At 51.4% G+C, this 23,809-nt stretch carries 19 protein-coding genes and 1 pseudogene; 10 read left to right on the top strand and 10 right to left on the bottom strand.

What is annotated here, in order from left to right:
• Positions 1-211: 211 nt before the first annotated feature.
• The 4 genes and pseudogenes from LVQ76_RS01715 to LVQ76_RS01700 all read right to left on the bottom strand — a co-directional run.
• Positions 212-1,564: pseudogene (locus LVQ76_RS01715) on the bottom strand (PepSY-associated TM helix domain-containing protein); the annotation flags it as partial.
• A 41-nt stretch (positions 1,565-1,605) separates the two neighbouring features.
• Positions 1,606-2,031: a DUF2946 domain-containing protein gene (locus LVQ76_RS01710; RefSeq protein WP_255680968.1), complete on the bottom strand. Its 426-nt coding sequence runs from the start codon at positions 2,029-2,031 to the stop codon at positions 1,606-1,608.
• A 114-nt stretch (positions 2,032-2,145) separates the two neighbouring features.
• The gene (locus tag LVQ76_RS01705) at positions 2,146-3,201 is read right to left on the bottom strand and encodes an NAD(P)-dependent alcohol dehydrogenase (RefSeq protein ID WP_304502992.1); all 1,056 of its coding nucleotides are present in this window, start codon (positions 3,199-3,201) and stop codon (positions 2,146-2,148) included.
• Between the two features lie 128 nt (positions 3,202-3,329).
• The gene (locus tag LVQ76_RS01700) at positions 3,330-3,752 is read right to left on the bottom strand and encodes a (R)-mandelonitrile lyase (RefSeq protein ID WP_154155248.1); all 423 of its coding nucleotides are present in this window, start codon (positions 3,750-3,752) and stop codon (positions 3,330-3,332) included.
• A gap of 255 nt (positions 3,753-4,007) precedes the next feature.
• On the opposite strand from LVQ76_RS01700, the gene LVQ76_RS01695 reads away from it, so the two are divergent.
• Positions 4,008-4,901 (top strand): LysR family transcriptional regulator, encoded by an 894-nt coding sequence (locus LVQ76_RS01695; protein WP_232920827.1) that lies wholly within the window; start codon positions 4,008-4,010, stop codon positions 4,899-4,901.
• 61 nt (positions 4,902-4,962) lie between these two features.
• On the opposite strand, the gene LVQ76_RS01690 is transcribed toward LVQ76_RS01695, so the two are convergent.
• Positions 4,963-6,081, bottom strand: a complete 1,119-nt coding sequence (locus tag LVQ76_RS01690) for a YbdK family carboxylate-amine ligase (protein ID WP_232864200.1) — start codon at positions 6,079-6,081, stop codon at positions 4,963-4,965.
• 226 nt (positions 6,082-6,307) lie between these two features.
• Here LVQ76_RS01690 and LVQ76_RS01685 point away from each other — a divergent pair, with 226 nt between their 5' ends.
• Complete coding sequence (locus tag LVQ76_RS01685) at positions 6,308-7,555, top strand: mechanosensitive ion channel family protein (RefSeq protein ID WP_232920826.1); 1,248 nt, start codon at positions 6,308-6,310, stop codon at positions 7,553-7,555.
• 39 nt (positions 7,556-7,594) lie between these two features.
• Here LVQ76_RS01685 and LVQ76_RS01680 read toward each other — a convergent pair whose 3' ends face one another.
• The 4 genes from LVQ76_RS01680 to fdnG form a co-directional block, all read right to left on the bottom strand.
• On the bottom strand, positions 7,595-7,846 hold the full coding sequence (locus tag LVQ76_RS01680; RefSeq protein ID WP_232920912.1) for a DUF1158 domain-containing protein: 252 nt from the start codon (positions 7,844-7,846) through the stop codon (positions 7,595-7,597).
• A 234-nt stretch (positions 7,847-8,080) separates the two neighbouring features.
• Complete coding sequence (gene fdnI / locus LVQ76_RS01675; RefSeq protein WP_232904220.1) at positions 8,081-8,734, bottom strand: formate dehydrogenase-N subunit gamma; 654 nt, start codon at positions 8,732-8,734, stop codon at positions 8,081-8,083.
• The gene (gene fdxH, locus LVQ76_RS01670; RefSeq protein WP_232920825.1) at positions 8,730-9,614 is read right to left on the bottom strand and encodes a formate dehydrogenase subunit beta; all 885 of its coding nucleotides are present in this window, start codon (positions 9,612-9,614) and stop codon (positions 8,730-8,732) included. The genes fdnI and fdxH overlap by 5 nt, the downstream gene beginning before the upstream one ends.
• A gap of 11 nt (positions 9,615-9,625) precedes the next feature.
• Positions 9,626-12,673, bottom strand: coding sequence for a formate dehydrogenase-N subunit alpha (gene fdnG, locus LVQ76_RS01665; RefSeq protein ID WP_232920824.1), 3,048 nt, complete (start codon positions 12,671-12,673; stop codon positions 9,626-9,628).
• Positions 12,674-12,949: 276 nt separating this feature from the next.
• On the opposite strand from fdnG, the gene LVQ76_RS01660 reads away from it, so the two are divergent.
• Positions 12,950-13,906, top strand: a complete 957-nt coding sequence (locus LVQ76_RS01660) for a hypothetical protein (RefSeq protein ID WP_232920823.1) — start codon at positions 12,950-12,952, stop codon at positions 13,904-13,906.
• 29 nt (positions 13,907-13,935) lie between these two features.
• On the opposite strand, the gene LVQ76_RS01655 is transcribed toward LVQ76_RS01660, so the two are convergent.
• Positions 13,936-14,865, bottom strand: coding sequence for a LysR substrate-binding domain-containing protein (locus LVQ76_RS01655; protein ID WP_232920822.1), 930 nt, complete (start codon positions 14,863-14,865; stop codon positions 13,936-13,938).
• A 394-nt stretch (positions 14,866-15,259) separates the two neighbouring features.
• Here LVQ76_RS01655 and LVQ76_RS01650 point away from each other — a divergent pair, with 394 nt between their 5' ends.
• From LVQ76_RS01650 to LVQ76_RS01620, 7 genes are all read left to right on the top strand, one after another.
• A complete protein-coding gene (locus LVQ76_RS01650) occupies positions 15,260-15,865 on the top strand; it encodes an ankyrin repeat domain-containing protein (RefSeq protein WP_232920821.1) in 606 nt (201 codons plus the stop codon).
• 17 nt (positions 15,866-15,882) lie between these two features.
• A complete protein-coding gene (locus tag LVQ76_RS01645) occupies positions 15,883-16,803 on the top strand; it encodes an oxamate carbamoyltransferase subunit AllH family protein (protein ID WP_502257618.1) in 921 nt (306 codons plus the stop codon).
• A complete protein-coding gene (gene fdrA, locus LVQ76_RS01640; protein ID WP_232920819.1) occupies positions 16,781-18,331 on the top strand; it encodes an acyl-CoA synthetase FdrA in 1,551 nt (516 codons plus the stop codon). Before LVQ76_RS01645 ends, fdrA begins: the two co-directional genes overlap by 23 nt.
• Positions 18,328-19,740, top strand: coding sequence for a YlbE family protein (locus tag LVQ76_RS01635; RefSeq protein ID WP_232920818.1), 1,413 nt, complete (start codon positions 18,328-18,330; stop codon positions 19,738-19,740). Before fdrA ends, LVQ76_RS01635 begins: the two co-directional genes overlap by 4 nt.
• Before the next feature lie 11 nt (positions 19,741-19,751).
• Positions 19,752-21,290, top strand: a complete 1,539-nt coding sequence (locus tag LVQ76_RS01630) for a xanthine permease (RefSeq protein WP_154155278.1) — start codon at positions 19,752-19,754, stop codon at positions 21,288-21,290.
• 99 nt (positions 21,291-21,389) lie between these two features.
• Positions 21,390-22,340, top strand: coding sequence for a carbamate kinase family protein (locus LVQ76_RS01625; protein ID WP_232920817.1), 951 nt, complete (start codon positions 21,390-21,392; stop codon positions 22,338-22,340).
• 15 nt (positions 22,341-22,355) lie between these two features.
• The gene (locus LVQ76_RS01620; protein ID WP_232864210.1) at positions 22,356-23,744 is read left to right on the top strand and encodes an amidohydrolase family protein; all 1,389 of its coding nucleotides are present in this window, start codon (positions 22,356-22,358) and stop codon (positions 23,742-23,744) included.
• Positions 23,745-23,809 lie beyond the last annotated feature (65 nt).

Below are 23,809 nucleotides of genomic sequence, written 5' to 3'. Positions count from 1 at the left end.
ATGTAGGGTAGATAATACGTAAAGGTTAATCTTTTGTTAATTAATGGCAATATTGGTGTTGCGCTTTTTTGTCGTTATGCACAAAGAGGTCACGTTTTTGGCGGGATTGGTAGGACCAATATTTGTAGAGGGGAGGGCTGGAGAATACGATTTCCCCCTCGCCAGAAAGAGAGGGGGAAGGGAATTACGAAGTCTGCAATTTCAACGCGTTTTTGCGCCAGCGGCCAATATCAGCAACGATAAACAGCAACAGGCTGGCACCCATTACCGGCAGGCAGTAGCCAAAGAGCAGCGCGACAATCACCACTCCTGCACGCCACGCACCTGGCAGTGCAAGCCACGCTTCACTTAGCGTTTGTGAGGGGTTGCTCGCAGAAGCCGCCGGGCGTTTTAACCACCACATCCGGTAACCGAGAATCACCATCGCGCACAGACCAATGCCAAACGCTGCCAGCAATAGCTGGTTTGCCAGCCCGAAAAGCACACCCATATGAGCATCAATTCCCCAGCGCGTCAGTTTGGCAACCAGCGGGAAATCAGCAAACCAGGTGCGGTCAATCACCTTAAAACTGGTTGGGTCGACCGCTGCGGTATCAACATGCGTCGGCCAGGCGCGGTCAATTTCGGTCACGGTCCAGGCCTTATCTGCCGAACGGGCTGGGCGAATTTCGATTTTACTCGATTCAATTCCGGCGCCACGAGCGGCTGCAAGTACCTGATCCCAGACACTGTCGTCTGTTTGCGGCATTACCATTCCCGGCATCATGGCATGATGTTCGGCGTGGGGATCGTGGTGCTGATGCCCGGTTTTTGGTGCCAGCGAGGTATTTACCTGCGGCGTCATCCAACCGAGCGTGCTGCGCATTTTGTCGATATTGCCGCCTGCCCACTGCGACCATGTCAGCCCGGTGGCAGAGAAAAACAGCAGGCCGAGCAGCAACGCAGCACCCAGCGTAATGTGCCAGTGGCGCGCTTTTCTTTGCGGGGTTTGCCGTACTTTTAACTTTCTTTTTGGCCGTGAGGTCAGCCACAACACCACGCCGCCAAGTGCTGCAACCCATAGCCAGGACGCAGCAAGCTCACTGTAAATTCTGCCGGTATCACCCAGCAGCAATGCGCGATGGAATTGATCAATCCAGGTACGCAGTGGCAGCACACCGCTGGTGCCATACACCGTCATATCGCCCTGGATGGCAAGTGTTGCAGGCGAGACAAAAATGGCACGAGATTCAGACTCACCAAGCGTCGGGTCAACAAACTGCACGCGGGTGGTGTCGCCTGGATAAGGGGCAGGCCGTACGGCTGAGATGCTGGCATCGTTGCCAATATAATGGCGTGCCGCGCCTATTTGCTGCGAAAGCGACTGGTTTAGGCCGGTATCTGGCGTGCGCAAGGCTTGATGATAAAGCACATTCTCAATTTGTGGCGTCAACACATATAGGGTGCCGGTAAGTGCTGCGATAAAAATAAACGGACCAACAAACAAGCCAATATAGAAATGCAGGCGACGCAAAAGCGTCAGCAGCGCGCCACGGCGGGCGAGCTGAGATTGATTCACAGACATGGTTATCTCCAGTAAAACTGTGACGTTAAATGATGTTTTTATTAACGAGACAGTTCGACAGGAGGCGCGCGTGGCAGCGCTTCGGCATCGTCGTGCTGGGGCAGAAGCGCTGCGATAACCGGAGGAGGTGGCGCACGCGAAATACGCCACGCCAACCAGACAAAGGGAATAAATAGCCAGACGATCAGTGGGATATGCAGCAGAAGTTGGCAGTACCCGCAGGCGATATCATCCATCAAGGAAGCGCCCGCGCCCGGCATCAAATGGGATGCAGTGGGCATTTCCATATTGCCCATCTCCATCATCATGCCGCCTGAATGGCTCATCACATGATGGTCACCATTCGCCGCCGCACGCCGCTGTTCCAGTGACTTTGAAATCACCGGGGCGATAAAAAGCATCGCCATCGCCAGTAAAGCGAGAGCAAAAGGCCATTTATGACGTGAAAGGGAGAAGAGTGACGGCAACCGGGCTATCTACCAAATACGGCGAGTGTTGCGCGATTGTATATGAAATGTGATGGTGGAAGGGAGGGTATAACCAGAAAAACCCTCCCTTTTTTACAGAGAGGGTTTGTGCAATCAGGCTTTCAGCGTCGCCATATCAATCACAAAACGGTACTTCACATCGCTTTTCAGCATCCGCTCATAGGCTGCGTTGATATCCGGCATGTTGATCATCTCAATATCTGAAACAATCCCGTGTTCACCGCAGAAATCCAGCATTTCCTGGGTTTCTTTGATGCCGCCAATACAGGAGCCGGCAACTGAACGGCGACCCAGAATCATCGGCAAGGTGCTAACTGGCGGTTCAATGTTGCCCAGCAAACCGACATACACCAGCGTGCCATCCAGCGTCAGAGTTGGCATATACGGGTTGATATCGTGGTCATAAGGTACGGTGTCGATAATCAGGTCGAACTGATTTCTAACCGATGCCATCTGCTCATCATCGGTGGAAAGTACAATGTGATGCGCCCCGAGACGGCGTGCGTCTTCCTCTTTGCTCGCAGAACGGGTGAACAGAGTGACTTCCGCCCCCATCGCGTTTGCCAGTTTCAGTGCCATATGGCCTAAGCCACCCAGCCCGATAACAGCCACATTGCTACCTTCGCCTACATTCCAGTGGCGCAGTGGCGACCACGTGGTAATACCCGCGCACAGCAATGGGGCCGCACCTTTGAGATCCATGCCCTCAGGCATTTTCAGCACAAAATCTTCTGAGGCGACAATCGCCTGCGAGTAACCACCGTAGGTTGGCAGATGATCATGGCGATCAACGCCATTGTAGGTCTGCACGTTGCCCTCTTCACAGTACTGCTCAAGGCCCTCTTTACACGGATGGCAGATACGACACGAGTCCACCATACAGCCGATACCCGCGTAATCGCCTGGCTTGAATTTTGTCACGTCACTGCCAACGGAGGCCACGCGCCCAACGACTTCATGGCCGGGCACCACAGGATATTGACTAAAACCCCAGTCATTACGCGCCTGGTGTAGGTCTGAGTGGCAAACGCCGCAGTACATCACTTCGATCACCACGTCATCAGGACGCGGTGCGCGTCGCATAAATTCGAATGGAGCAAGTGGAACATCTGCGGACTGTGCCGCATAACCGAGCACTTTCATCGTCATGGTTGTTCTCCGGGTTGAGAGGCTATACCCAAAATAATTGAAGTTGCTTCAAGGCGGCAAACTCGAGAATCCCCGGGAGCTTACTCAAGTAAGTGACTGGGGTGAGTGCAGCCAACGCCGAAGCAACTTCAAGAATGAAGGGTATCTTTTTTGTATTGATCGTCGCTGACGTGTTCCAGCCACTCGACAGGGGTGCCATTGAGTGACTCAGCAATGGCGATATGCGTCATAGCGTTGTCTGGCGTCGCGCCATGCCAATGCTTCACCCCTTCAGGGATCCAGACGATATCACCTTGATTCATTTGGCGGATTTCACCACCCCATTCCTGCAACCAGCCGTGCCCATGGGTGACAATCAGAGTTTGCCCAAGTGGGTGCGTATGCCAGGCGGTACGTGCGCCAGGTTCAAAGGTGACGGTAGCGCCACCGGTACGAGCGGGGGGCGTGGTCTGGAAAGGTGCATCAATACGGACTCTACCTGTGAAGTAACTTTCCGGACCCGTTTGAGAAGGCTGTGATCCAGCCTGGATGATTTTCAGCTTTTCTTCCATTTTTTCCTCTACTTCGGCATTCAATGCCGGGGTTAACAGAGATAACACCAGTCAGAAGTATAGGTAACTGAGCGCGACTGGCAGATAAGTTGGTCGTGGTTTGAGTGCCCACGCTTCGTTACGAGGAGCGAAAAAGCTATGTTAGCGCCTGTTATTACTGCTGATTAGCCCGGTAAATACGCAAGGAGCTATGAGTTGAATTCATGAATCGGCGTATACTGATAACCAGTTAATGCAGCGATGGCAGATTTGCATATGTTAAAAGAGAACTTTAACGACCTGATTTCATTCCTGGTGGTTGCCCGTGAACGTAGCTTCACCAAAGCTGCCGCCAAATTAGGCGTATCTCAGTCGGCGTTAAGCCACGCTATTCGCGCTCTGGAAGAGCGCCTCGAATTACGCTTACTGACGCGCACAACACGCAGCGTTGCCCCAACTGAAGCCGGTGAAAAGCTGGTGGAGAGCCTTGGGCCTCGTTTCGCAGAAATTGAAGGCGAGCTGGAAGCGCTGATTGAAATGCGTGAAAACCCAGCGGGCAATATCCGCATAACTGCAGGAGAACACGCGGTAGATTCGGTGCTGTGGCCTGTACTGAAATCTTTTCTGGGGGATTACCCGGATATAAAAGTGGAAATTACTGTCGATAACACCCTGACGGATATTGTTACCGGGCGATTTGATGCCGGAATTCGTCTCGGTGAACAAGTTGCCAAAGATATGATTGCGGTACGTATTGGCCCGGATATGCGCATGGCGGTAGTTGGTTCCCCTGATTACCTCGCAAAGCAAGGCACACCGCATTCACCGCAAGAATTACAAAGCCATAATTGCATCAATATGCGTCTGCCAACTATGGGTGGCTTGTATGCCTGGGAATTTGAAAAAGAGGGGCGGGAATTACGCGTGCGCGTTGACGGGCAATTGACGTTTAACAGCTTGCGCCAGCGGATTGATGCCGCAACAGTCGGTCTTGGCCTGGCCTATGTCCCGGAGGATTCGGTAGCAGCAGCCGTTGAGCGTGGCGAGCTGGTCACGGTACTTAAAGAGTGGTGCGCCCCATTCCCCGGTTATTACCTGTATTACCCAAGTCGTAAACAACACACCACCGCATTTTCTTTATTTGTTGAGGCGCTAAGGTTTAAGCGTTAATCGTTATTTATCAGAAATCGCATTGGCCTATTTCAAATAGGCCACCTGGCAGAGAATAAATTCACTCAGTTGCCCAAATTTCACAATGTTCTCGCATCAACTCGGTCAGCAGTCCTCCCCCAGCAATAAACTGCCGAATACGGCGCGTATCACTGTCGTTATTACGCACATAACCTTCAACGGCTTCTAAAGCTGATGATGCCCGGAGTTGTGCCGCATACGGCGCAAGAGTATCCAGCAATGGCAAAATATCTTCCGCCATTGTGCGTTGCTCGCCACTGCGCACATCTGTCAGCACGCCTTCCAGCCCAAAGCGGCAGGCTTGAAAGCGATTGAAACGGTAGAGCAGGTAATCTTCCGAGCGCGGGACGAACGGGCGCTCGGTCAGCAGCCACAGCGCCAACGCCTGAATAAATCCGGCGATATGGACCGCACGTGTAATAGTCAGCGGCGTGTCCATTACACGTACTTCAATGGTGCCAAATTTTGGACTTGGACGAATATCCCAGTGCAGGTCTTTCATCGATTGAACGATGCTGCTGGACTCAAGGCGTTGGTACATCCACTTAAACTCGTTCCAGTCGCCGACGAAAGGCGCAGGCCCGTTATCCGGGAATGCCGAGAAGATATTCAAACGTGACGAGGCATAGGTTGTATCTGCCCCCTGAATATACGGCGATGAAGCCGAGAGCGCGATGACGTGTGGAACAAAGCGCGACAGGCCATGCAGCAAATAAATAGCGTCCTCTTCGTTCTCACAGCCGACATGCACATGCTGGCCAAATACTGTCGCCTGCTTCATTAAATAGCCATATAGCTCGAGCGTTTTGTTATAGCGTTCGCTCTGGCACACCTCCTGGCGCTGCCATTTTTGAAATGGATGCGTACCGCCACCGCAAATTGCCAGATGATGTTTACTTGCTGATTGCAGCACATGCTGGCGCAAACTTGAAAGCTGCGCCTGAGCCTGCGCGATATCGCCACACACCCCAGTGGCGATTTCCAGCATGCTTTCGGTGATGTCATGTTTGACTTCGCCTTCTGTCACCAGGCCTTTCAGAGAGTCAATCAGCAGCGATGAGTCCTGGCTGAGATCGTTGGCTGGTGGATTGATGATTTGCAATTCCAGCTCGATGCCGAGGGTGTATGGGTCAGAATGATTAAAATCACTTAGTGGCATGCTGGACTCTCATTGTTCTGACAATTATTGAATTGAGTATAGCCAGCCGTCTGGAAATGATCGGGCGTAGATACTGTTTTTATCTCATTATTATCACTGGTAATTAGCTGCTACTCATAAATGCAATGATAATATTGTAAAGAATGTTCAGTGAATTAAAATGCCTTGAAAGTTGCACTAAGAATCATCTCCCTCCATTATATGCGTTGTTCAGGAAGGAGTTATTATGAAAGATTTGGTTTCATTTCTAAGTACTTTTGGTGTTGTGCTTGATCCAACAACTTCGATATTAGTCGTTCTGGGTATTATTTTTGTATTTGCATTAATTGTACATTTTATTCTACACCGCGTTGTACTGCGCACTTTTGAGAAACGTGCGCAATCCAGTCAGCATTTGTGGCTGCAAATCATCACAGAAAACAAGCTATTTCATAGGCTTGCTTCAACCCTGCAAGGGATTATCGTTAATATTCAGGCGGTGCTGTGGCTGCAAAAAGGCAGTGACGCCAGCGAGATATTAATTATCGGCGCACAGCTTTGGATTATGCTCTATTCCTTACTGTCGTTATTCTCCTTGCTGGATGTTATTTATAATTTCTCACAGAAATTTACTATTACGTCGGATATTCCACTAAAAGGAATATTCCAGGGTGTGAAGCTCATTAGCTCCCTGGTGATTGGCATCATGATGATTTCCAGAATTATCGGCCAATCTCCTGCGATTCTTATCAGCGGCCTGGGTGCAATGGCTGCGGTATTAATGTTGGTATTTAAAGATCCGATTCTTGGGCTGGTGGCCGGTATACAGCTCTCGGCAAACCGTATGTTAAAGCTGGGTGACTGGCTGGAAATGCCTAAGTTTGGTGCTGATGGTGCGGTGACTGATATTGGCCTGACTACCGTGAAGGTGCGTAACTGGGATAATACTATTACCACTATTCCAACTTATGCTCTGGTTTCTGATGCCTTTAAAAACTGGAGTGGCATGTCGCAGTCCGGTGGTCGCCGTATTAAGCGCAGTATCAATATTGACACCACCAGTATTCATTTTCTTTCCGCCGATGAAATACAACGCTTAATGAATGCGAGATTATTGAAGCCCTATATCGACTCGCGCAGCAAAGAAATTGAAGAATATAATCGAACCCATAATAGCGACGGGGTTTCAGTGCTCAATGCCCGTAGCATGACCAACGTCGGGACATTCCGGGTTTATCTCACCGAATATCTGCAAAACCATCCACGTATTCGTAAGGATATGACGCTAATGGTGCGCCAGTTAGCACCAGGGGCTGAAGGCTTGCCGATAGAGATTTATGCGTTTACCAACACCGTAGCATGGCTGGAATATGAAGCCATTCAGGCTGATATCTTCGAGCATATATTTGCCGTGGTTGACGAGTTTGGGCTGCGGATTCATCAAGCGCCGACGGGTAATGATATTCGTTCGATTGTGTTGCAGAAGGCTTTGTAGGTCGGTTAAGCGTAGCGTCAACCGACACAAATAATCTTATCAATCACGGTCTATCGAAAACCAACGTTTCCAGATAAAGCGCCCCACGAAGTATTCAATCGCGCCCAGCGCCAGAAACCACAGGCAAAAAATAATGGTGTAAAGCTGGTTCATATCCAGCAGGTGGAACATCTTGATAAGCTTTTGCGCCAGTTCAACGGTCAGCGCCGGGGCCGGAAGCAGCAGGCAGGAAAAAAACGCCAGCAGCAAAATACTGCCAGCGCTTATCAAGGTTTCGAGAGGGTGTTTCATCATTATTGTTACGCCGAAGTAATACCCTTCATACTTCAAGTTGCAGGTGCGTTGGCGGCTCTCAGTCACCCGAATCACTTACTCAAGTAAGCTCATCGGGATTCCTTCTTTTACCGCCTTCCTGCAACTCGAATTATTTTGGGTATAAAACATTTCCAAAAGCGCATTGTCCGGGAAAATTCCTGTCGATACAAATCCCCGGCACAAATGCACCGGGGAAATCAGGGCAGAGCACTACAACCCTTCAGTACTCTCTTTCTTCGCTTCTTTCGCCAGAACCGCACGATACCAGCGTGGATGGTGCTTCTGTGCCCAGCGGCGGCTGACTTTGCCGACGATCATCCCTTTAATCGACCCTTTCACCCAGAAAGCCATATACATATGAATCAAAATAGCGTGGATCAATATGATGGCGACGGTGGCGTGAATCAGCAGGCTGTAACGCACCAGTTTGATGGGAAAGTACGAGGCGAAATAAGGCCGCCAGATAATTACACCGGTTACCAGCAGCACGAAAATCATGCTCATAATGGTCCAGAACATCATCTTCTGCCCGGCGTTATATTTGCCGACATCCGCGACTTTATGCTCGTTGCCCTTCAGCACTTCGACAATATTTTTCACCCACGGCCAGTCCTGCTTTTCCGGGATATTGTGATGCACGAAACGCACAAACATAAACATCAGCGCCACGAAAATCAGCACCCCAAAGAACGGGTGCAGGATGCGCCCCATCTGCGGCGTGCCGAAGGTTTCCGTCAGCCATTGCAGCGTCGGGAAGAACAGCGCAATACCAGAAAGCGACACCAGGAAGAAGCAAATTACCACCGTCCAGTGACAGGCGCGGTCGATAAATTTCGTCCTGACAATCGATTTGCTCTGCTTAATCATGATGTTCCTCCTCGTCTTCATCCACCTCTTCGTTCGGCCCAATGCCGATGTAATGGAAAATCAGCCCGGCGAAGGTGGCGATAAAACCGGCCGCCGACAGCGGTTTGAGGATCCCTTTCCACAGGTTAATCGGCACGTCGATTTGCGGATCTTTCGGCAGATTGTGGTACAGCTCCGGCTGGTCGGCGTGGTGCAGCACGTACATCACGTGTGTACCGCCGACGCCCTGCGGGTTGTAAACGCCCGCATGCTGATAGCCGCGTTTTTGCAGCTTCGCCACGCGCTCGTCGGCTACGTCCAACATCTCCTTTTTGGTGCCAAAATGAATGGCACCCGTCGGGCAGGTTTTCACGCAGGCCGGCTCCTGGCCGACGCTGACGCGATCGACACACAGCGTGCATTTGTAGACGCGGTTATCGTCTTTATTCAGGCGCGGAATATTGAACGGGCACCCGGCGATGCAATAGCCGCAGCCAATACAGTGTTCCGACTGAAAATCGACGATACCGTTAGCGTACTGGATGATGGCACCGGCTGACGGGCAGGCTTTCAGACAGCCCGGATCTTCGCAGTGCATGCAGCCATCCTTGCGGATAAGCCACTCCAGCTTGCCGTTTTGCGTGGTTTCGCTAAAGCGCATTAACGTCCAGGATTTGGCGCTCAAATCGGCGGGATTATCGTAAACCCCGACGCAATGACCGACTTCATCGCGGATGTCGTTCCACTCCGAACAGGCGACCTGGCAGGCTTTGCAGCCGATACAGCTTGAGACGTCAATCAGCTTGGCGACTTCTTCTTTGAAGTCGCGAGCCTGCGGCGGCGGCGTAAAGCCGTTGGTAGCCGAACGCTTAATAATATCCTGAGATTGCATGGACATGAGTTCGCTCCTTACGCCTTCTCAATGTTGACCAGAAACGCCTTGTACTCTGGCGTCTGCGAGTTAGCGTCACCGACTGACGGCGTCAGCGTGTTGGCGAGATAGCCTTTACGTGCCGTGCCTTCAAAGCCCCAGTGCAGCGGAATACCGACGGTTTCCACCTCCTGCCCGCCTGCGTTCAGCGTTTGCAGGCGCTGCGTGACCACCGCAACGGCGCGAATAAACCCGCGCTTGCTGCTGACTTTCACGTGGTCGCCGTTGGCAATACCTTTGGCTTTCGCAAGCTTCTCACTGATTTCCACAAACTGCTCGGGCTGCGCAATCGCGTTAAGCCGTGAGTGCTTGGTCCAGGTGTGGAAGTGCTCGGTCAGGCGATAAGTGGTGCCGACATACGGGAACTGCTCGCGTTTGCCCATGCGTTTAGCGTCTGCTTCATACAGGCGTGCCGCCGGGTTCGAGACTACATTTGGGTGCAGCGGGTTAGTACCGAGCGGCGTTTCAAACGGTTCGTAATGCTCAGGGAATGGGCCTTCCGCCATTTTGTCGATGGCAAACAGGCGACCTAAACCTTCTGGCTGCATGATAAACGGCCCCACGCCGCTGCCCGGTGGGGCAGTGTTGTAGTCCGGGATATCGTTGCCAACCCACTTCGCGCCGTTCCACTGAATCAACATGCGTTTCGGGTCCCACGGTTTGCCCTGAGGATCGGCAGACGCGCGGTTGTAGATAATGCGGCGGTTGAGCGGCCACGCCCAGGCCCAGCCCAGCGTGTTACCCAGGCCTGATGGATCGGCATTATCGCGGTTCGCCATCTGGTTGCCTTTCGCCGTCCAGCTCCCGGCGTAAATCCAGCAGGCAGAGGACGTGGAACCGTCGTCGCGCATCAGGGCGAACGAGTCCAGAAGCTGGCCTTTCTTCGCCAGCAAATTACCGTTGGCATCGAACAAATCTTCCAGCGCGTAGCCGTTGTTCTCTTTGGCAACTTCTTCGGATTCTGGATGGTCAGGCTGCTCGTAATGCCAGCCCATTTTTAACAATGGTTCGGCACCTTTACCGCCTTCGGTGCGATAAAGCTCGCGGATCTGGTGATAAATCCCAGCCAGAATTTCGCCGTCGTTGCGGGCTTCACCCGGTGCATCAGCCCCTTTCCAGTGCCACTGTAACCAGCGTCCGGAGTTGGCAATCGAACCGTCTTCTTCGGCAAAGCAGGTGGATGGCAGGCGGAATACCTCGGTCTGAATCTCCGCCGGATTCACGTCGTTCATCTCGCCGTGGTTCTGCCAGAAGTTAGACGTTTCGGTGACCAGCGGGTCGATAATCACCAGATATTTCAGCTTGCTAAGGCTGGCGACAATCTTGTTTTTATCCGGGAACGAGGCCACCGGGTTAAAGCCCTGGCAGATGTAACCGCTCACTTTGTTGCGGTCCATCATGTCGAAGTATTTCAGCACGTCGTACGCCTGATCCCACTTCGGTAGCCAGTCGTAGCCCCAGTTGTTTTCCTTTTGCGCATCATCGCCATAAAACGCTTTCATCAGGCTGACGAAGAACTTCGGATAGTTACCCCAATAGTTCACCTGGCCCGGCAACGTGGCTTTTGGCGTGTTGGCAGTGAGATACGTTTGCAGGTCGGTGTGTTTTTCTGACGGCAGCGTCAGGTAACCCGGCAGACTGGTGGACAGCAGGCCAAGATCGGTCAAACCCTGAATGTTGGAGTGCCCGCGCAAGGCGTTCACGCCGCCGCCCGCCATGCCCATATTGCCGAGCAATAACTGAATCATCGCCATGGTGCGGATGTTTTGCGCGCCCACGGTGTGTTGCGTCCAGCCCAGGGCGTACAAGAAAGTAGTGGTGCGATCGGCAGCGCTGGTGGAAGCCAGCACTTCACACACTTTCAGGAAATCGGCCTGCGGCGTGCCGCAAATATGCTCGACCATTTCCGGCGTGTAACGGGAAACGTGCTCTTTCAGCAGGTTCCACACGCAGCGCGGATGTGTGAGCGAATCGTCGCGTTTGGCATAGCCGTTTTCGTCGAACTGATAGTTCCAACTGGTTTTGTCGTACTGGCGTTTGGACTCAATGTAGCCGCTAAACAGGCCGTCATCAAAGCTAAAATCATCGCGCACCAGCAGGCTGGCGTTGGTGTAATGCTTAACGTATTCGGCGTTGATTTTGTTATTGGAAATCAGGTACAGCAAAACGCCCGACAGGAAAGTAATGTCGGTGCCGGAGCGGATTGGCGCGTAAATATCCGCAACAGATGCTGTGCGGGTAAAGCGCGGATCGACCACAATCAGCGTGGCGTCGTTGTTGTTTTTGGCTTCCATCGCCCAGCGGAAACCCACCGGATGCGCTTCAGCGGCGTTGCCGCCCATCACCATCACCACGTTGGCGTTTTTGATATCAACCCAGTGGTTGGTCATCGCACCGCGACCAAATGTTGGAGCAAGACTTGCTACCGTTGGTCCGTGTCAGACGCGCGCCTGGTTATCTACCGCTAACATGCCCAGCGAACGGACAAATTTTTGTGTCAGCATTCCGGTTTCGTTGCTGGCCGCCGACGCGCATAACATGCCGGTGGAGAGCCAACGGTTGACCGTCACGTTTTGCTCATTCTTCTCAACGAAATTGGCGTCGCGGTCGTCCTTCATCAGGCGGGCAATGCGTGAGAATGCATCGTCCCAGCTAATACGCTGCCATTTATCAGAGCCTGGCGCGCGGTATTCCGGGTAACGCAGGCGGCTTTCGCTGTGGATGTAATCCAGCAGTCCCGCGCCTTTCGGGCATAACGCCCCACGGTTGACCGGGTGATCCGGGTCACCTTCAATATGGAAAATGCTGGATTTGGCGTTTTTCGCGCCATCGCCCAGGCTATACATCAGCAAACCACAGCCTACTGAGCAGTATGTACAGGTATTGCGGGTTTCTTTGGCGCGCAAAAGCTTAAAGTTGCGCACCTCGGCAAGTGCCGCTTTGGGAGAAAATCCCAGAACTGCGGCGGTAGTCCCTGCCATCCCGCCGGCACAGATTTTAAAAAATTTTCTGCGACTGACGTCCATCGTAACCTCATTGTTATGACGTATGAATGGCGGCGAAAATAGCAACTGAGGCAGAGCGGATATTGAGCAAAATCAATTCGCTAATCATTGGGTAGCGAACCGCTACTTAAGGAGTAGGGTGGGATGCAAATGAGTAACCATAAATAGTATATGGTTTGAAATTGGTAGATGTGTAAACCCTTCACATTTGATAAGTTCGCAACGTGGATACGAAGTATTGCGTTACTTTTAGATGCAACAATTAAAAATTGTTAACGATATGCTCAAGGAATAGTTATGCCATTAAAAATTAAGAATGCTATTTTTTACACTACATTTTTTATATTTTGTTGTGTGAATGTATTTTTCGTTTCAAGTGAATTTAGCGGGGAGTCTTATGTTATTGGCGGGCTTTTTTTAGTAATAATTACTATGATTTATATTTTTTATAATGCTGCATGGTTAAAAACTCAGGCTTTATATTTCTTTACCTCTGGGTCAACATCGTCGTCAAGTTTGTTCAGTAATATCCTGATTCGGGGTGCGTGGGTTATATTTTTGCTAGCCGTGGTGTTGTCAAATTTAAATTTTATCTGGGTTGCGAGAGTGATGTTTGCTGGTTTTTTATTAATAGTAACTGGCTATGGGGTTTTTAAATATATTCACTTGTGGCAACGTGATGATTTTATTGGTCGAATGTTGAGATTTGTTTTTTACACAGTGCTACCAATTATATTTATTATTTCTAGTAGTTATCTTGCAAGTTTCTTTTTAGTCAGTGCCGGGCTTAATATTGCAGATTCACCTCTAATTAATCTTTTTTTGGGATGGGCTTTTTTTGGTGCGTGTGTTTTGTTGGTGATACAACTGTCTCTTTTTGTTTTTTATTTTTTTTCAATTACGCGTGATGATGTAGATAGTGTATTGAATATAGCTACAACCATGGTTGCTAGTATGTTTTGGGTTATTATTGCTATCGGGTGGTTTAATAATATCCAAGTGTATATTCTCGATTATGCGACGAGTAAAGAATGGGTGAGAGAGTTCAATTGTGGTAATTTAAAAGCCGCTAATTATAATGTGCATTATTTTCAACAAGATGATGATAAGTATATAGCTTACTTTTCTGATAGAGGTGGTAAGTGGGGTTTTGATAAAGTTCGTTGTGTAATTGACTCTAATGGAATAGGGACTATTACATCCACAAAATTAAGTGAGCTTCATAAGCGCAAGTGGTTTCAAGATAAAGGATAATACGCATCCAGACTATCAAGGTTGAAACTTTACTCCAGTTTTAATAAATCGCCATAAATCTCAGCCAGCACCCCGCCTGGCGCAAACTGCTTTTTGATCCACCGGGTGACTTGCCCGGTGGCGGCGTGTTGGGTTGCCAGCAGCATGCGTGAATCCTGGCGCGGGTTGTTTATCTGGCGTGTCACCAGCAGGCCGCTATCCTGAGCCTCGCGCACCATGTAGCTTGGTAAAAAACCAACACCTTCTCCCAGAATCTGGCACTGGCACTTGGTGTTGAAGTCTGGCACCAGAATCGCTTCTTGCCCATGCAGCAGCCATCCCACCTTTTTATTCAGTGTTGATGCTGTGTCTTCCACCATGATATTGGGGTACAGGCGCAGCTGGCTTTCAGAAATGGGTTCCGGCATAAATGCCAGCGGGTGGGTTGGGGCGATAGCAAACTGCCAGTGAATCGCGCCGATCTCCGTGTAATCAATCCCACCACCGTCGAGCAATGTATCTGGCGCACCAATGGCGATGTTGGCCTGGTTATTAATAATGGCGTCCCACACGCCGTTATATACCTCGGTGGTGACGGTTATCAGGCAGGTGGGGAACTGCTTTTTCAGTATTTGCAGCAGCTTTGCTGTGTGGCGCGGGGTGTAAAGCAGTTGGTTGATACAGATGCGTACCTTAACCTCGATTCCTTGCGAGATGGTATCGACACCGCGTTTGATAGCGTGGAAATCGTTAAGCAGTTCGGTTGCTTTGCGATAGAAATAGAAGCCAGATTCGGTCAGTTCAATACTGCGGGTATTGCGCACAAACAGCACCACATCAAGGTACGTCTCAATCCGCTTAATGGTGTAGCTGATGGCAGAAGTCGTGACATCCAGTTCGACCGCAGCCTTGCTGAAACTTGAAAGCCGCGCGGCGGTGGTGAACGCCAGCAGGTTCTCTTCGGTAAAAATGGAATTCATGTGTCTCTCCCGTATGCCGGATAAGCGCAGCACCATCCGACGCCCATCCAACTCGATTGTTGAATGTATTTGTATTCCTTATGATCCACACTTTTGCCTTGAACCATATTTAACACTGCCGTTACAACTAAATTGAAGAGCATCACACTTCTCGAATCCGCTTTAACCCGCTTTTGACAAGGCTTCACGTGGTTACTGCCAGTTGAGGCTAACGGTTGTCGAAAGCCGTTTTATCATAGGTAAAAGATTGCGCTGAACCACATTTTTCTCACATTGTTGAATGCTATTCAACAATGCTGTCATTAACGATGAATGATTTTTAAACGGATGTTAAAGCGGCCATAGTGTTGCTATTCTCAATTCATCAGAAATAGCAAAGTATGGGAGTATGGATATGTCTCAGAAAGAACTTATTGCAGAATTTCTAAGTGCAGCAGAGCAGGGGCAGCTGGAAAATCTAAAACAATGCCTTAGCGATGGCGTGGATATTAACTCCACTAATCGTCAGGGGCGTACGGCAATTACCCTCGCCAGCCTGCACAAAAAATATGACTGTGTGGAATATTTAATTGCCGCCGGTGCCGATATTAATAAGCAAGACCAAACCTGTTTCAACCCCTTCTTACTGAGTTGTCTTAATAACGACCTGACATTATTACGTTTGATATTACCGGCAAATCCCGATCTGAATTGTTTATCCCGCTTTGGTGGTGTGGGAATTACCCCTGCCAGCGAAAAAGGACACGTTGAAATTGTCCGTGAATTGGTTACACGCACCGAAATTAACGTTAACCACACTAATTTTGTTGGTTGGACACCATTGCTTGAAGCCATTGTGCTCAACGATGGTGGGGCGAAACAGCAAGAGATCGTCAAACTACTGCTGGATCACGGTGCCAACCCGCACATGACCGATAAATATGGCAAATCCCCATTGTCTCTTGCGCGTGAAAAAGGCTATCACGAGATTGCCGAACTGCTGGTAAATGCCGGCGCGTAAAACACAGGAGATGCACTATCGCCGGATATCTTCAGCGGCAGTGCCTTTTTGCACAAACGGCAGATAGCGCTTTTTTCGCCCCGGATTTATACGGTGATACAACAGGTTATGTTGAGCAGGTGTTTGACCGGGCGGTGAATATTCACCTCCCTGGAAGGCAACAGATCTTCACTTTGCTCAGTACTGATTGTGATAACGCACCAAATAGCTGTCGTTTAGCAGTAGAGCATTGTCAGAACCACTTTAAGCCTGGTGAACGGGTAAGTTTTCACAGTAACGGCATTGATATTGGCACAGATAAACGTATCGATTTCTCGCGCTGTACACGCTGGCAACCGGAAGCGCTTTTTCTAAGCCACACACGAATAAAACAGATTGATTGGCAACATCTTGCGCAAATGACACAGGCCAGTGTCATACAAAGTTCGTCACTATTTTATTTTCATGGCGATAATATTTTCTACCAGGAAATGAGCCGCCTGCTGCAATTACACCGAAAGCAGCTTATATCAGCGCTAAATACAGGGAATTGCGCTGGGATTGAAAAGGGAATAAGTGGATTGCTGGGTTTAGGTATTGGACTAACACCATCCGGTGATGATTATCTGGCGGGCCTGAGTGCTGTTTTATTTATTACCGGGCATCCAGCGCGGAAATATAGAGATGTTTTTATTGTCGCTATCGAGAGAGAAAAACATAAAACCACGCAGCTAAGCGCTATTACGCTGCGTGAAGCTATTGACCAACGTTATCGTGAAACTATTTATGGTTTTATTTATCAGGTGGTCAATGGTGATTTAGAAAATATTCAGCAGTCTATTAACGAAATTAAAAAAATAGGATCGAGTTCAGGATGCGACATGCTTTGCGGCATGGCGGATGCCTTCGCTTTGACCAAAATTAACGGAGGAAATTATGTCGACCAGGATTGTAATTAAAAAGAATACCTATTTTGATTCTGTCTCACTGATGTCCATTTCAACCAAAGCCAACCAGCTTGACGGTGTGGAACAGGCATTTGTCGCGATGGCGACCGAGATGAACAAAGGGGTTTTAAAAAACCTCGGTCTGTTAAACGACGAACTCGAACAGGCCAAAAATGGCGACCTGATGATTGTGATTAAAGGCGCGAGCGATACGGCGAACGACGCCACTCTTGAAGCCATTGAAGGGCTCTTCACCCGCAAAGACAGCGGCAATTCACGCCACGAATCTCGTTATGCAACACTTTCCAGCGCGCATCAAAATATCCCTGAAAGTAACCTCGCGGTGATTTCGGTCAATGGTGCGTTTGCTGCCCGTGAAGCACGTCAGGCGCTGGAAAACGACCTCAACGTGATGCTCTTTTCCGACAACGTTTCCCTTGATGACGAACTGGCACTCAAGCAGCTTGCACACAGCAAAGGGCTGCTGATGATGGGGCCAGACTGCGGCACTGCGATTATCAACGGTGCAGCGCTGTGCTTTGGTAACGCGGTACGCCGTGGCTCAATTGGCATTATTGGTGCGTCCGGTACTGGCAGCCAGGAGTTGAGCGTACGTATCCATGAGTTTGGCGGTGGAATTTCACAACTTATCGGCACCGGTGGGCGTGATTTAAGCGAGAAAATCGGCGGCATCATGATGCTCGATGCAATCCAGATGCTGGAAGATGACGCGCAAACTGAAGTGATTGTTCTGGTTTCTAAACCGCCTGCTGAAGCGGTAGCCCGTAAAGTGCTGGAGAGGGCTAAAGCGTGCCGCAAACCGGTTGTGGTTTGCTTCCTCGGCACTAAAGAAGCACGTGAGGATGAAGCAGGTTTGCAGTTTGCCCGCGCCACGAAAGAGGCCGCGCTGAAAGCCGTTCTGCTGACCGGAATCAAAAAAGAGTCGCTGGACTTACACCCGCTTAACTGGCCGCTGATTGAAGAAGTACGTGCGCGCATGAAACCTGAACAAAAGTACATTCGTGCGCTGTTCTGCGGCGGCACGCTGTGTGACGAAGCGATGTTTGCGGCACTGGAAAAATACCCGGACGTCTACAGCAATATCCAGCCGAACCCTGAATATCGCCTCAAAGACGTCAATGTCAGCGTCGCCCACACCTTCCTCGATTTTGGCGATGACGATTTCACCAACGGCAAACCACATCCGATGATTGACCCAACCAACCGTATTAGCCGCCTGTTGCAGGAAGCGCGTGACCCGGAAGTGAGCGTGATTGTGATGGACTTCGTTTTGGGCTTTGGCTCCCATGAAGACCCTGTTGGTGTGATGCTCGACGCCATCAAAGAAGCGAAAGCCATTGCTGCCCGTGAAGAACGTAACCTGGAAATCCTGGGCTACGTGTTGGGCACCGATTTGGACACGCCATCGCTTGAAAAGCAGTGCCAAATGCTGACGGATGCGGGCGTTATCTGGGCAAGTAGTAGCACCAACACCGGTTTGCTTGCACGTGAGTTTGTTTGCAAGGAGAAAGCACAATGAGTTTATTCAACCAACCGCTAAATGTGATTAACGTCGGCATTGCAATGTTCAGCGATGATTTGAAAAAGCAGAGCGTTCCTGTGACGCAACTGGACTGGACGCCACCGGGGCAGGGTAATTTAGCTGTCGTTAACGCGCTCGATTCCATCGCAGCTCCGGCACTTGCCGAGAAAGTAGCAGCAGCAAACAAACTGGCCGTTGAGCGCATCATCCAGTCACAGCCTGTTCTGGTGGGTTACGACCAGGCGATTAACGTGGTTCCGGGCATGACGCGCAACACCATTCTTCACGCCGGGCCGCCTGTAGCCTGGGAAAATATGTGTGGCGCGATGAAAGGCGCGGTAACGGGCGCACTGGTGTTTGAAGGGCTGGCGGCAAATATTGATGAGGCCGCGCAGCTTGCCGCTTCCGGCGAAATCATCTTCTCGCCATGCCACGAACACGACTGCGTGGGTTCTATGGCGGGCGTGACGTCTGCCTCAATGTTTATGCATATCGTCGAGAACAAAACCTACGGCAACCGCGCATATACCAACCTCAGCGAGCAGATGGCGAAGATCTTGCGCATGGGCGCTAACGACCAGAGCGTGATCGACCGTCTTTTCTGGATGCGTGATGTGCTCGGCCCCATGCTGCGCGATGCGATGAAACTGGCGGGTGAAATCGACCTGCGTTTGATGCTGGCGCAAGCACTGCATATGGGCGACGAGTGCCACAATCGCAACAACGCGGGCACCACGTTGCTGATTCAGGCGCTGACGCCGTGGATTATTCAGACCAGCTTCACCGTGGCGCAGCAGAAAGAAGTGTTCGATTTTGTCGCCAGCAGCGATTACTTCTCCGGCCCGACGTGGATGGCGATGTGCAAAGCGGCAATGGACGCGGCGCACGGTATCGAATACAGCACCGTGGTTACCACTATGGCGCGTAACGGCGTGGAGTTCGGCCTGCGCGTGAGCGGCTTGCCGGGGCAGTGGTTTACCGGCCCGGCGCAGCAGGTGATCGGCCCGATGTTTGCTGGCTACAAACCGGCAGATTCCGGGCTGGATATCGGCGACAGCGCAATCACCGAAACCTACGGCATTGGCGGTTTTGCGATGGCGACGGCTCCGGCGATTGTCGCGCTGGTGGGCGGCACCGTGGATGAAGCTATCGATTTCTCACGCCAGATGCGTGAAATCACGCTGGGCGAAAACCCGAACGTCACCATTCCATTGCTGTCGTTTATGGGCATCCCAACCGCCATTGATATTACGCGTGTGGGCAACAGCGGTATTTTGCCGGTTATCAACACGGCCATTGCCCACAAAGATGCGGGCATCGGCATGATTGGCGCCGGGATTGTCCATCCGCCGTTTGAATGTTTTGAGAAGGCTCTGCTCGCCTTTGGTGAGCGTTACTCTTTCTGAGGGATACCCCGATGACAAACGTTAAGCTTGAGTGGAAACGCGGTGACTGGGCGGCATATTTCGGGTTGATGACCAACAACCTGACCAACTTGCTGACCATGATGGGGTTACTCATTTTTGTAGTGGGTATTCCGACTGAGATTGTTTACGGGCGCATTGCGCCAGCCTTCGGGCTGGCGGTGCTGGTAGCGAGCATTTGCTACGCCTGGTTTGGCCTGCAACTGGCGAAAGAGACAGGGCGAAAAGATGTAACCGCACTGCCTTCCGGGCCAAGTGCGCCGTCTATCTTTACCGTGACGTTTTTGGTGCTGATGCCGGTATACCAGCAAACTGGTGATGCCGAATTTGCGATTCAGATTGGCCTGGTGTGGTGTTTTGTTGAAGCGATGATTCTGGTGGGTGGTTCGTTCCTTGGCGAAACCATCCGCAAGATGATCCCGCGTACCGTTCTGCTGTCGTGTTTGTCGGGCTTAGGTTTATTGCTGCTGGCGATGAACCCAATGCTGCAAGCGTTTGAAGCGCCGACGGTTTCCTTCATCGTGCTGCTGCTTATTTTCATTAACTGGTTTGGCAAAAAGCCGATTTTCGCCCGCATTCCAACTGGCTTATTGCTGTTGGTTGCCGGTACTGCGCTGGCGTGGGTTTCTGGCCTGCAAAGCCCGGAAGCCATCAAAGCCTCGATGTCATCATTCGGCTTTAACCCGCCATCGATTCATGTCGATAGCTTCCTGCAAGGCTTGCCGCACGCGCTGCCTTATCTGGCATCGGCAGTTCCGTTGGGGCTTGCTAACTACATTTTCGACCTGGAAAACATCGAAAGCGCCCACGCAGCGGGTGACGAATACAACACCCGCAAAGTGATGCTAACCAACGGCCTTGCCTCCACGCTCGGTTGCCTGATGGGGAACCCGTTCCCGGTCACGGTGTACGTTGGCCATGCGGGCTGGAAAGCGATGGGTGCGAGTATCGGCTACACGCTGGCGTCCGGTGTGACGATGTTTATCGTGCCGTTGTTTGGCCTCGGTGCATTCATGCTCGCCATTATTCCGATGACTGCCATTGTGCCAATTCTGGTGTTTATCGGCGTGGTGACGGCAAACCAGGTGGTGCGAGAGACACCGAAAATAGAGGTGCCGGTTATCTTCATCTGCTTGTTCCCGTGGATAGCTAACTGGGCGCTGACCATGGTGAATAGCGTGATGGCCGCGGCCGGGACGTCGGCTGCGAAAATCGGCCCGGAAGCGCTGGCGCATAAAGGGGTGTTTTACCAGGGACTGGTGCATCTGGGGAACGGGGCACCGCTCGCCAGCATGTTGTGGGGTTGCGTGGCAATCTTCGCGATTATCAACAAGCCGTTACGCGGTGCGGTGGCTGCGGTTGTCGGTGCGTTGCTGGCACTGTTTGGCGTGATTCACGCGCCGATGGTCGGCTTTGCGCAGGGCAGTTCGCTGATGTTTGTCACCGCGTATTTGATGATGGGCGCGATGTTTGTGGTGAAGCACGTGCTCGACCGCCGTGAAGCGGCTTCTGAGGTTGTGACCTCGGTATAAAAAATGGCGGATGACGCGTACTTATCCGCCCTACGGTTTTGTAGGGTGGATAAGCCTCAGGCGGCATCCACCGGCCTTTGCCCTACAAGGATAAAAACAATGAAACAGCTCGTGGTTGTGGCAATTGGCGGCAACAGCATCATCAAAGATAACGCCAGCCAGTCGGTTGAACATCAGCAAGTCGCGGTTAAAGAAGTGGCCCAGACGGTGCTGGAAATGCTTTCGTCGGATTACGACATCGTGCTGACGCACGGCAACGGCCCACAGGTGGGGCTGGATCTGCGCCGAGCGGAAATCGCCCATGAGAAAGAGGGATTACCGCTCACGCCACTGGCTAACTGTGTGGCAGATACCCAGGGCGGCATCGGCTATCTGATACAGCAGGCGCTGAATAACCAGTTGGGGAAACACGGAGACAAAAAAGCGGTCACCGTGATAACTCAAGTGGAAGTGGACAAAAACGACCCAAACTTCGCCCATCCGACCAAGCCGATTGGCGCGTTCTTTAGCGCAGAGCAGTGCGAAGCGCTGAAAATCACGCATCCCGACTGGCAGTTTGTGGAAGATTCCGGGCGCGGATACCGCCGCGTGGTGGCCTCGCCGGAACCGAAACGGATTGTTGAAGCCGATGCCATCAGCGCGCTTATCAAACAAGGCTTTGTGGTGATTGGCGCGGGTGGCGGTGGCATTCCGGTTGTTCGTAGCGAACAGGGCGATTACCAAAGCGTTGATGCGGTTATCGACAAAGACCTGTCAACGGCGCTGCTGGCCCGCGAAGTGAACGCTGACATTCTGGTGATCACCACTGGCGTGGAGAAAGTGTGTGTTCACTTTGGCAAACCAGAACAACGAGCACTCGATGAAGTCACGGTTGAACAGATGGCGCGTTTTAGCGATGAAGGCCACTTCCCGCCTGGCAGCATGCTGCCAAAAATTACCGCCAGCCTTGCGTTCCTGCGCAACGGCGGCAAGCGCGTGATTATCACCACCCCGGAAAAATTATCCGTCGCCCTGCGTGGCGAAACGGGCACGCATATTGTGAATGACTAAGAGTGGGAGAACTCAATGAATAATGCAGAAAAAAGCCGCCGTGAATTTTTAAGCGGCGGCGGCAAAGTGGCGGCGGCCTGTGCGCTCTTTGGCGCGACCGGCTCGATGGCGTATGCTGCGAAACCAGCCTCCATCGCCTGTGAAACGGACAACCGCATGAGCGCCATTAAAGAATCCCATTACTACCTCGACAACGTGCTGCTGGAGGCGGGTTTTAGCCGCGACGGACAGACTATTGTTGGCACGCAAACCGAGTTGAAAACGCTGGAAATTAAAGACGGCAAAATTGCGGCACTGCTCGCAAATAAACAGCATCCCGATGCCACCCTTGCCCATTACGATGCGTCAGGGAAACTGCTGCTGCCAGCGATGCGCGATATGCACATCCATCTTGATAAAACCTTCTACGGTGGCCCATGGCGTGTACACAACCGCCCGGCGGGAACCACCATTCTGGACATGATTGCCCTCGAGCAAAAACTCTTGCCGGAACTGCAACCGGTCACACAGGAACGCGCGGAAAAGCTGATTGATTTGATTCAGTCGAAAGGCTCGACCATAGCTCGTAGCCATTGCAACGTTGAGCCAGTTTCCGGGCTGAAAAACCTCGAGAATCTGCAAGCGGTTCTGGAACGCCGTAAGTCTGGTTTTAGCTGTGAAATTGTCGCGTTTCCTCAGCATGGTTTGCTGCACTCGAACTCCGTTGCGTTGATGCGCGATGCAATGCAAGCGGGCGCTCACTACGTGGGTGGGCTTGACCCGACTAACGTCGATGGGGCGATGGAAAAATCCTTAGATGCTATGTTCCAGATAGCCATCGACTACAAAAAGGGCGTCGATATTCACCTGCATGAAACCAGTCCGGCGGGCATTGCGGCGGTGAATTACATGGTTGAAACGGTGGAGAAAACTCCTGAGCTGAAAGGCAAATTGACCATCAGCCACGGTTTTGCACTGGCGATGATGAACGAACAAGAAGTTGATGCGATTGCTACGCGTATGGCAGCGCAACAAATTACTATCGCGTCAACGGTACCGATTGGCACCATGCATATGCCACTCAAGCAGCTACAAGAGAAGGGTGTGTTTGTGATGACCGGCACCGACAGCGTTATCGACCACTGGTCGCCGTATGGCCTGGGCGACATGTTGGAGAAAGCGAATTTATATGCGCAGCTTTATATGCGTGTGAGTGAGCTAAACCTTTCGCGCTCGCTGGCGATTGCCACCGGAAATGTGCTGCCGCTTAATGACAAAGGCGAGCGTGTGTGGCCAAAAGCGCAGGATGAAGCCAGCTTTGTGCTGGTGGATGCCTCATGTTCTGCCGAAGCCGTGGCACGTATCTCTCCACGAACCGCGACATTCCATAAAGGGAATCTGGTTTGGGGTGAACTTAGCGTGTAGTGAGCTAGGCTTACTGATCTCACGCTGTCAGATTGACTGCGTGAGATGTAAATAAGAAGCCGCTC

The organism is Buttiauxella cochleicola (genome assembly GCF_021283185.1).
Classification (GTDB): Bacteria; Pseudomonadota; Gammaproteobacteria; order Enterobacterales; family Enterobacteriaceae; genus Buttiauxella; species Buttiauxella massiliensis.
The sequence above is the reverse complement of the archived record's forward strand: the minus strand, read 5'-3'. Positions and strand labels throughout refer to the sequence as shown.

Excerpts from the sequence above, each read along its gene's own strand:
- LVQ76_RS01705 (WP_304502992.1), bottom strand. The coding sequence starts at position 3,201 with ATGACGATGAAAGTGCTCGGTTATGCGGCACAGTCCGCAGATGTTCCA.
- LVQ76_RS01700 (WP_154155248.1), bottom strand. The coding sequence starts at position 3,752 with ATGGAAGAAAAGCTGAAAATCATCCAGGCTGGATCACAGCCTTCTCAA.
- LVQ76_RS01695 (WP_232920827.1), top strand. The coding sequence starts at position 4,008 with ATGTTAAAAGAGAACTTTAACGACCTGATTTCATTCCTGGTGGTTGCC.
- LVQ76_RS01690 (WP_232864200.1), bottom strand. The coding sequence starts at position 6,081 with ATGCCACTAAGTGATTTTAATCATTCTGACCCATACACCCTCGGCATC.
- LVQ76_RS01685 (WP_232920826.1), top strand. The coding sequence starts at position 6,308 with ATGAAAGATTTGGTTTCATTTCTAAGTACTTTTGGTGTTGTGCTTGAT.
- LVQ76_RS01680 (WP_232920912.1), bottom strand. The coding sequence starts at position 7,846 with ATGAAACACCCTCTCGAAACCTTGATAAGCGCTGGCAGTATTTTGCTG.
- fdxH (WP_232920825.1), bottom strand. The coding sequence starts at position 9,614 with ATGTCCATGCAATCTCAGGATATTATTAAGCGTTCGGCTACCAACGGC.
- LVQ76_RS01660 (WP_232920823.1), top strand. The coding sequence starts at position 12,950 with ATGCCATTAAAAATTAAGAATGCTATTTTTTACACTACATTTTTTATA.
- LVQ76_RS01655 (WP_232920822.1), bottom strand. The coding sequence starts at position 14,865 with ATGAATTCCATTTTTACCGAAGAGAACCTGCTGGCGTTCACCACCGCC.
- LVQ76_RS01650 (WP_232920821.1), top strand. The coding sequence starts at position 15,260 with ATGTCTCAGAAAGAACTTATTGCAGAATTTCTAAGTGCAGCAGAGCAG.
- fdrA (WP_232920819.1), top strand. The coding sequence starts at position 16,781 with ATGTCGACCAGGATTGTAATTAAAAAGAATACCTATTTTGATTCTGTC.
- LVQ76_RS01635 (WP_232920818.1), top strand. The coding sequence starts at position 18,328 with ATGAGTTTATTCAACCAACCGCTAAATGTGATTAACGTCGGCATTGCA.
- LVQ76_RS01630 (WP_154155278.1), top strand. The coding sequence starts at position 19,752 with ATGACAAACGTTAAGCTTGAGTGGAAACGCGGTGACTGGGCGGCATAT.
- LVQ76_RS01625 (WP_232920817.1), top strand. The coding sequence starts at position 21,390 with ATGAAACAGCTCGTGGTTGTGGCAATTGGCGGCAACAGCATCATCAAA.
- LVQ76_RS01620 (WP_232864210.1), top strand. The coding sequence starts at position 22,356 with ATGAATAATGCAGAAAAAAGCCGCCGTGAATTTTTAAGCGGCGGCGGC.